Origin of the sequence: Gemmobacter serpentinus (assembly GCF_008973825.1) — a bacterium.
Classification (GTDB): Bacteria; Pseudomonadota; Alphaproteobacteria; order Rhodobacterales; family Rhodobacteraceae; genus Gemmobacter; species Gemmobacter serpentinus.
Genome location: NZ_WCHR01000031.1, coordinates 1 through 7,095, shown reverse-complemented (window position 1 = coordinate 7,095; position 7,095 = coordinate 1). Strand labels below are relative to the sequence as shown.

At 59.6% G+C, this 7,095-nt stretch carries 11 protein-coding genes; 3 read left to right on the top strand and 8 right to left on the bottom strand.

What is annotated here, in order from left to right:
* Positions 1-1,065 (top strand): MobA/MobL family protein (locus GBJ34_RS20880; RefSeq protein ID WP_226341238.1); only part of this gene is annotated, 1,065 nt, incomplete at its 5' end.
* 47 nt (positions 1,066-1,112) lie between these two features.
* On the opposite strand, the gene GBJ34_RS16180 is transcribed toward GBJ34_RS20880, so the two are convergent.
* Complete coding sequence (locus GBJ34_RS16180; protein ID WP_151720239.1) at positions 1,113-1,856, bottom strand: helix-turn-helix transcriptional regulator; 744 nt, start codon at positions 1,854-1,856, stop codon at positions 1,113-1,115.
* An 87-nt stretch (positions 1,857-1,943) separates the two neighbouring features.
* Between GBJ34_RS16180 and GBJ34_RS16175 the strand changes: the two genes are divergently transcribed.
* A complete protein-coding gene (locus GBJ34_RS16175; RefSeq protein WP_151720238.1) occupies positions 1,944-2,339 on the top strand; it encodes a RidA family protein in 396 nt (131 codons plus the stop codon).
* A gap of 139 nt (positions 2,340-2,478) precedes the next feature.
* On the opposite strand, the gene GBJ34_RS16170 is transcribed toward GBJ34_RS16175, so the two are convergent.
* The 7 genes from GBJ34_RS16170 to GBJ34_RS16140 all read right to left on the bottom strand — a co-directional run bounded on the left by GBJ34_RS16170 (position 2,479) and on the right by GBJ34_RS16140 (position 6,805).
* Positions 2,479-3,279, bottom strand: a complete 801-nt coding sequence (locus tag GBJ34_RS16170) for a class I SAM-dependent methyltransferase (RefSeq protein ID WP_151720237.1) — start codon at positions 3,277-3,279, stop codon at positions 2,479-2,481.
* Between the two features lie 97 nt (positions 3,280-3,376).
* A complete protein-coding gene (locus GBJ34_RS16165; protein WP_151720236.1) occupies positions 3,377-3,655 on the bottom strand; it encodes a helix-turn-helix domain-containing protein in 279 nt (92 codons plus the stop codon).
* Positions 3,652-3,990 carry a type II toxin-antitoxin system RelE/ParE family toxin gene (locus GBJ34_RS16160; protein WP_151720235.1) on the bottom strand — a complete coding sequence of 113 codons (339 nt, stop codon included), beginning with the start codon at positions 3,988-3,990 and terminating at the stop codon, positions 3,652-3,654. The genes GBJ34_RS16165 and GBJ34_RS16160 overlap by 4 nt, the downstream gene beginning before the upstream one ends.
* Before the next feature lie 75 nt (positions 3,991-4,065).
* A complete protein-coding gene (locus GBJ34_RS16155; RefSeq protein WP_151720234.1) occupies positions 4,066-4,497 on the bottom strand; it encodes a DNA-binding protein in 432 nt (143 codons plus the stop codon).
* A gap of 72 nt (positions 4,498-4,569) precedes the next feature.
* A complete protein-coding gene (locus GBJ34_RS16150) occupies positions 4,570-5,580 on the bottom strand; it encodes a replication initiator protein A (RefSeq protein ID WP_151720233.1) in 1,011 nt (336 codons plus the stop codon).
* A gap of 323 nt (positions 5,581-5,903) precedes the next feature.
* Positions 5,904-6,467, bottom strand: a complete 564-nt coding sequence (locus GBJ34_RS16145) for a hypothetical protein (RefSeq protein ID WP_151720232.1) — start codon at positions 6,465-6,467, stop codon at positions 5,904-5,906.
* Positions 6,464-6,805: a hypothetical protein gene (locus tag GBJ34_RS16140; RefSeq protein ID WP_226341237.1), complete on the bottom strand. Its 342-nt coding sequence runs from the start codon at positions 6,803-6,805 to the stop codon at positions 6,464-6,466. The genes GBJ34_RS16145 and GBJ34_RS16140 overlap by 4 nt, the downstream gene beginning before the upstream one ends.
* Positions 6,806-6,884: 79 nt before the next feature.
* Between GBJ34_RS16140 and GBJ34_RS16135 the strand changes: the two genes are divergently transcribed.
* The coding region (locus GBJ34_RS16135; RefSeq protein ID WP_192931258.1) for a MobA/MobL family protein at positions 6,885-7,095 on the top strand (211 nt) is incomplete at its 3' end.

Genomic DNA, 7,095 nt, shown 5'->3' with positions numbered 1-7,095 from the left:
TGGGCGCAGGACCGGGCGGCGCTGTGGAACGCGGTCGAGGCGGCCGAGACCCGGAAGAATTCGCAGGTGGCCCGCGAAATCAGGGTGGCCTTGCCCGCCGAGCTGGACCACGGGCAGCGCGTCGAGCTGGTGCGTGACTTCTGCCAGCGCCAGTTCGTGGACCGGGGCATGGTGGCCGACATCGCCCTTCATGCGCCGGGGCGCGAAGGCGATGACCGCAACCACCACGCCCATATCCTGCTGACCACCCGCGAGATCGCCGCCGAGGGCTTCACCACCAAGAACCGCGATTGGAACGCCGTCGAGGTTCTGGAGGGGTGGCGCGAGGCATGGGCGCAGGACGCCAACCTTGCCCTGGAGCTGGCCGGCCACGGCGAGCGGATCGACCACCGGACCCTTGAGGCGCAGCGCATCGAGGCGCTGGATCTGGCCCACGTCGCCCAGGAGCAAGGCCACGAGGCTGAGGCGCTGGAACACACCGTCCGAGCTGTTGCGCTGGACCGCCCGCCCCTGCCCCAGTTGTCGGCGGGCGCATGGCAGTTGAAGGAGCGCGGGCAAGAGGTTGCCGCCGTCCGCGTCTGGCATGAGGTCAAGGCCCATGCCGCCGAGGTGGCGCGTGTTGCCCAGGAGCTGGCCGGGCATGTCCGGACCTGGCTTGAGCGGGCGGCGGACCACGTCCTGGACAGGTTGCAGCCGCCCGAGGCCGGGCTTGCCTATGAAGGCGGCGGGCATGACCGCGACCGCCCGCAGGATCTTGCCGCCCGGATGCGCGAGGCTTGGGCGTTGCGCGATCAGCGTTCAGATATCGGGGATCAGCGTTCAGCGATCAGCGAAAAGACATCAGACAAATCCACCGCCCCACAAAGCCTTGCCGACCGCCTGCGCGCCGGGTCGAAGGCGTTGGACCACGACGAAATCGCCGCCCGCCTGGCGGCGATCCGGCAGGGCCGGGAGGTGGAAGAGCGGGATATAGCTCAGGGGCTTGAGCGGCTGCATGCCAAGGAATTGGAGCAGGAACACGAAGCCGAGGTTCAGCGCGAACGGGGGGTGGGGCACGAGTTGTAGGAATGACAATCTCCTGTCACTTTGAGCCCAATGTGTTGGCGCTGCATTTACCACGAATGACTGCTTCGACGCTCCGGGTGCAATTCGCTGTAAGGACAGACATCATCTTCGAACGGCACATGCCGACGGCGAAAGCTTGTAGTCGGAACCGCTTCCGGGTTGCTGATCCTGTCCATGCGGAAATGGCGGAAGTCGTCGCGGGCAGGGTCCCAGCCGATGAGATACCATAGGGGGGGCAGGATCAGCATGGCTTGCGGTTCCACCTGCCGCTCGGTCTTGCGCTCTTTTGCATCGCTATAGTCGAACCGGATGAAGTGCCGGCCCAGAAACGCCGTCTCGAAGGCCCCAAGAAGGTCGGGGTCCATTTTTCTGATGTCCGACAAATCCTGCAAAGGTGAAAGCTGGCCGATGTGCAGGCACTCCAAAAACGCGCGTAGGTCTTTCACCTTGTCCGACGGCAAGGCCTTTTCGATCTTTGCCAACCCAGCGTCGGCAAGTTCCGAGAAGGGCAAATTCTCGGCGGCTCGCATTGCCGCGACGCTGATCAGCAGCGCGAACACTTCGGGCACGGACAACTTGGCCCGTGTCTGCATTGATTGAGGGTCAAGCTGGAGGCCACCGCCGCGGCCGACCTCGGAATGGATCACATAGCCTTCGTCCCGCAGTGCGCCGATATCGCGCAACACGGTCCGGCGGGAGGCACCAACCTCTTCGGCCAGCTCGTCAACAGTCGACGTGCCGTTGCGGCGAAGGCTGCGCACGATGGCGTCATGTCTGAGTCTCACGTTCATATCTCGACCTTATCAAAAATGGTGACAATATTTGGCGCCATTTCGCCCTACACCGATTCCAGCAACTGAAAACAAGGAGATTGCGACATGGAACGGACGGCAGTGAACCCCTGGGACTGGTCGATCAAGCTGGGCTACAACCAAGCCGAGGTGATCGACGGCGCGACGCGGCAAGTGATTTGCGCGGGGCAGACCGCAGTGGACGAAGACGGCGCCCCGCAGCATCCAGGCGATATGCGCGCACAGATCAGTCTGGCCTTGGACAACCTTGAAGCCGTTCTCAAAAGGGCGGGCATGAATCTTGGCAATGTGGTCAAGCTCAGTGTCTATGCAACTGATGTCGACGAGGCGCTGAAGAACTTTGACCTGATGGGCATGCGGTTCGGACCCCATCGGGTCGCACCGCCGATGACCCTACTAGGCGTTACCTGCCTCGCGATCCCCGGCTTGCTGTTCGAAATTGAAGCAATGGCAATGGCGTAGAGCCAGTCACAGCGGCCATTTGGTTTCAAAACCCGAATGGTCGTTTCGTCCCGCAAACCCGTCGCTCGAACAAACAGCGGCGAAGGTCTTGAAGGAGCCCATTGCAGACGGTTGCTAGAATGCTGTCGGGGTGTGGAGATCACATCTTTCTTGCATGCAAAAGGTAGCTCATGGGAATCTGAGCCTCTCGGCCTTCGTACACGTCATACTCTGGCTCCCGGATCGAATACCCGAACTCCTTCAATGAAGTGATGGTCATCCCGGCGGTGGCGCAGGATGTCACGATCTGCCCGAGTGTATGGATGAACCAGTAGCCTGTCTCGCCCGAACCATGATCGACCCCGTCGTATGAGATTAGCCCTTCTTCCTTGAGCGGGTCAGTGCGGAAATAGCTGATCGCAGGCTCATGAGGCGTGTCGCTTTCGGGGTCGAACATTTCCATGACGGGATGGGTTTCATAGACCAACAAGTGGCCACCAGGGCCGAGAAGCCCCGCGATCACTCGGAAAAAGCCGCCAAGGTCGGGCATCCAGTTCAGCACGCCGATAGTGACCAGCACCAGATCAAACGTCCCAACGTCGTCCGGCAAGTCATAGATGTCAGCCTCGATCAGGCGGGGTTCGAGGCCTGCTGCCTTGGCTAAGACCCGCCCCTGTTCAAGGAAAGCGCCTGATTGGTCGATGCCCACCGAGGGAATTACCTTCAGAGACGCAAGCGATAGCAACTCGCGCGCATTATTGCATCCAACCTGCGCCGCCGATTTGCCTTCAAGCCCCAGCGCCCGAATCGTCTCTCTAAGTTCAGGATCCAGAACGGAAAAATCCGGCCGGGCGGCTTGCTCCAAAAGGCTGTCCCATTCCGCTCCTCGACTGTGCAACGAGGCCGAAGCATTCCAAGCAGCCTTGTTTGCGGCTGTGAATGAAGAAATTGAGTCCGCCATGGTCAGAGCTCCTCACAAAGTGGGTGCGAGAAAAATCGCTATCCGAAGAGAAGTCGAAACGCAACTTAGCGCAACGACTGCGTTCGAAATGGCCTTGTTACGACAGCAGCGCGCGCTTCACCATGTCTGGTTCTTTCTGGATCAGACGCAGAAGGGTTGCAGCCGGTCCACTGATCCGGCGTTGTCCTTGCTCCCACTTCCGGTAGCCGGACAGACTCATGCCCATCAGTGGGGCCATCTGGGCTTGGGTCAGGTTCGCTCGTTCGCGCACTTCCCGCGGAGCAATCGGGTCGTGGACGATGGCAGGCCCTTCGCCTTTTGCATGGGCGAGGGCTTCGGTCATTGCCTGGATCAAGTCGTCGCCAAGGGTGCTCATCTCTTCTCCTTTCGCGTTGCCTTGAGAGCCGCCGACAGTGCGGAGACGGCGCGTTTCTCGTCGGGCGTCATGTCGCCCTGATCGTTTTTCGCATAGGCCAGAAGGGCATAGAGCGGCATGGTGTCATCAAGGTAGTAGTAGATGATCCGCGCCCCTCCCCTCTTGCCGCGTCCGGATGCCGCAAAGCGAACCTTGCGCACCCCACCCGTTCCCGGGATTTCATCTCCTGCCAACGGATTCTCCGCCAGAAAGTCGATCAGCTCGCGCTTCTCGTCCTCGGTGAAGAGCTTTTCCGTCTGACGGGTGAAGATCGGGGTTTCTGCTACCGACTGCATGACAGAATATAACCCATTGGGTTACAGACTTCAAGTATCATGCGGCGACTGACCTTTCCGGAAACGTTGCCCTAGCTAGCCGAAGACGCGTTTCCAGAAGCCTTTCGGTCTTGGGTCATTCAGCAGTGCCAGAACGCGGCCCTCTGAGCTATCTAGGCGCTTGCGAAGATCCTCCACGGTGTCTGTCAGATGCCGCTTCTGCTCCTCCAAGCCGTTCTTTCGTTCCTCCATCACGGCAAGTTCTTTTTCCAGTTCAGCTATCCGCTGCAATGCGTTGAAATCTGGGGGCAATCCAGCCTGTTTCGCGCCGTTGCGTATCGTTGCATTGTCGATCTGCGCGACGCGTTGCGCGACGGGTTGGAAAACTCTGTGCAGCTCTGACGGGTCTATTTCATATGATCCAGATTCACCCTTTGGCGCAGAAATATTCCCTCTTTTTATGGCGCGCTGAATGGTCGCCTTGTTCTTGCCGGTGGCTGCCGCTGCTTCTGAAAGGGTGTATTTCATGGTGTTGCGGGTCCGTTGCGCATCGTTGCATGGCTATGCTGTGTGACGCGTTGCGCCGTTGCAAGGATTTTCCTATCGCCGCAGATTTTCCTGTTTCTTGCAGTATGCCACAAAGGCTGCCCCGGCATTTTTTGGCGGGTTTCCTTTTGCAGTTTCGGCCTTGGCAAAGGCCATCCAGTCCGACCGCAGGACGTGGTAATCCCTGCCCTTCTCGCGGGCAACCTCGCGGGCTTTATCTTCGGACCATTCTGGCAGCCGGATATCAGGTGCCAGCGCGCTAGAAGCGGACCGTGGCCGGAAGATCACCAGATCATCAGCCGTCAGCTCGATCTTGTAGAACGGCGTGCAGTCATCTTCGATGATTTGCCGGAGGTTCAACCGGAACTTCTTGAGAGGGGCGTTGCTGCCCGTCTTGTTCTGAAGGTTGGCCAGCCCAATCTGCCACTTTGGCTGTGCGCCGCAGTGCTTGCGCGCAATCTCATAGAAGCGGCGCTCCAACGGGCGGCGCAGTCGGAAATAGTCTGGCGAGATTGTGACAACCTCGTTGCTTTCGATCGCGCGCATCAGCCAATCAGACAGGACGACTTCGCAGTAGTCGAGGCGCCATGAACCATCATCGCGCATGACAAATCCGCCTTCGTCGATCAGACCGAAGATTCGGGTTTCCATCTTGTTGCCCGTGCGGATGTCGGTCTTGAAGGTGGTCCCGCGCAGGCGCTTGAATGCTTGCTCCAGGCGCTGATATCCGAGGTTATTTGTTGGTCTGTTCGTTGCCACAAGCAGCTCTCTGCCCGTGAAGCGGACGCGCTTTCCGATCTGTTCCCCCCGATTTTTCAGGTGCATCAGTTGGCTGATGCAAAAGATCAGGATGTCCTTGTCGAATATCGTCGGCAGGCCGTTGTATGACGGGGTGATTTCTAACCTGCTGTCGCCAGATTCATACAGAAGGTGGCGCATGTCTGGCTTCGTCGCCAGCGAGAACAGCGGGTGTTCCATCGAGGCGGTGTCGTCTTTGGGCACGACATCCGCGATGTCGAGAATGAAGAAGTCTTTCTGCGGGTGACGATCAGGGAAAAGGGACATTCTGACTCATAACATGTGTTCGCACTATCAGGAACCGTCTACGTTCGCACTATCAGGAACCAAAATTGTTCGTGCTTTCCGGAGCCGACGTTCGCACCTTTCGGAACCAAGATTCGCACCTTTCGGAACCAAGATTCGCACCTTTCGGAACTATCCACAGGGTTAATGCCATGAAAATAAAGACGTTCTGTCATCCGTAACATTACTCCGTAGGTAACACTAATAACACTAGGGCTTTTCGCCCGTATCGCGTCCAGAAGCCTACCGGCTGCGCTTGTGGCCAGCGGTGAATTTGCCATGAAGAAGGCAAGGCGGCGGCGAGGTCAGCCCCCAGACTGAGACGGGCGGTCGATCCAGATGGCGCAGAAGGAGCTGCCGTCGTCTTGTTCGACAATCTGGCCCCCTGCGGTGGTGCAGTAGACTTGGGGATATTGGCCGAACTCGCGCGCATCACCCCGGCCCATGATCAGAAACGCCGTCAGAAGCCCCAGAACGGCCCCGCCAGCGCCGACCGATGCCAACCACACCCAGAACCCGCCGAAGTAGCGCCAAGCCGCTCTGCGGGCCTCTCCTGCGGCTTTGGCGTAGTCTCGGGCGGCAGAGCTGGTTTCGGCATGGCTTTTCTCGATGGCCCTGCGTGCGGCATCGGTAGCCGCGAGGATGGTTTCCATCGCCAGTTTTTCCAACCGCAGGTCCATGCGCTCGGAAATTGCCTCGTAGACAGCTTGCCCGGTCTGGGCCATCGAAGCCACGCCCTGGACAAGTTGCTGGTTCAGGGCTTCGGCCTCGGTCTTGTTAAGGCTGGTTCGTTGGAGATGGGCGATCTGCTGCCCCATGCGGGCCAGCTCGTCGGCCAGGATTTCGAAGGAATCTTTGCCTTCGCTCATGCTTCACCGGCCCCGGCGCTGTGCGCCTTGGCATCGAGGTCAGCCAGAAGCCCCGCCAGTTCCTTCTGATCGACTTCCCTGGTCGCGTTCTTGCGGAGGGTCGAAGCCAGCCACTTGGCGATCTTGGGGTCTTTCAGGGCCTCGGTTGTGACGATGGCCCCGACAATGATCTTGCGGCGGGTGTCCTGTGCCTTTGCCCGTGTTTTGAGGCGGGCCAGTTTTGCCTGAGCCTCAGCTACCTGTTGTTCAATCGTCCCCACCATTTCGCCGCTCTGTTGCTCGTTCCGGTTGTGCTTTTGTCCGGAATGCGGGAAGGTTGCAAGACACGAAGTGCCCACTTATACAAACTCTTGCGAGTTTGTGTGGGCAAGGGGGAACGGACTTCCCCTTTGAACCCCTTGAGAGTGCGGCGCGGATATGGCGATCTACCACCTTCGGGCCACGATGATTTCGCGATCCGCTGGCCGCAGCGCCACAGCGGCGGCGGCCTATCGCAGCGCGTCCCACATCGAGGATCACCGCACCGGGCTTTCGTTCGATTATCGCGCCCGGGGCGGCGTCGATCACGTCGAAATCCTCGCCCCTGCCCAAGCGCCGGAATGGGCGCAGGACCGGGCGGCGCTGTGGA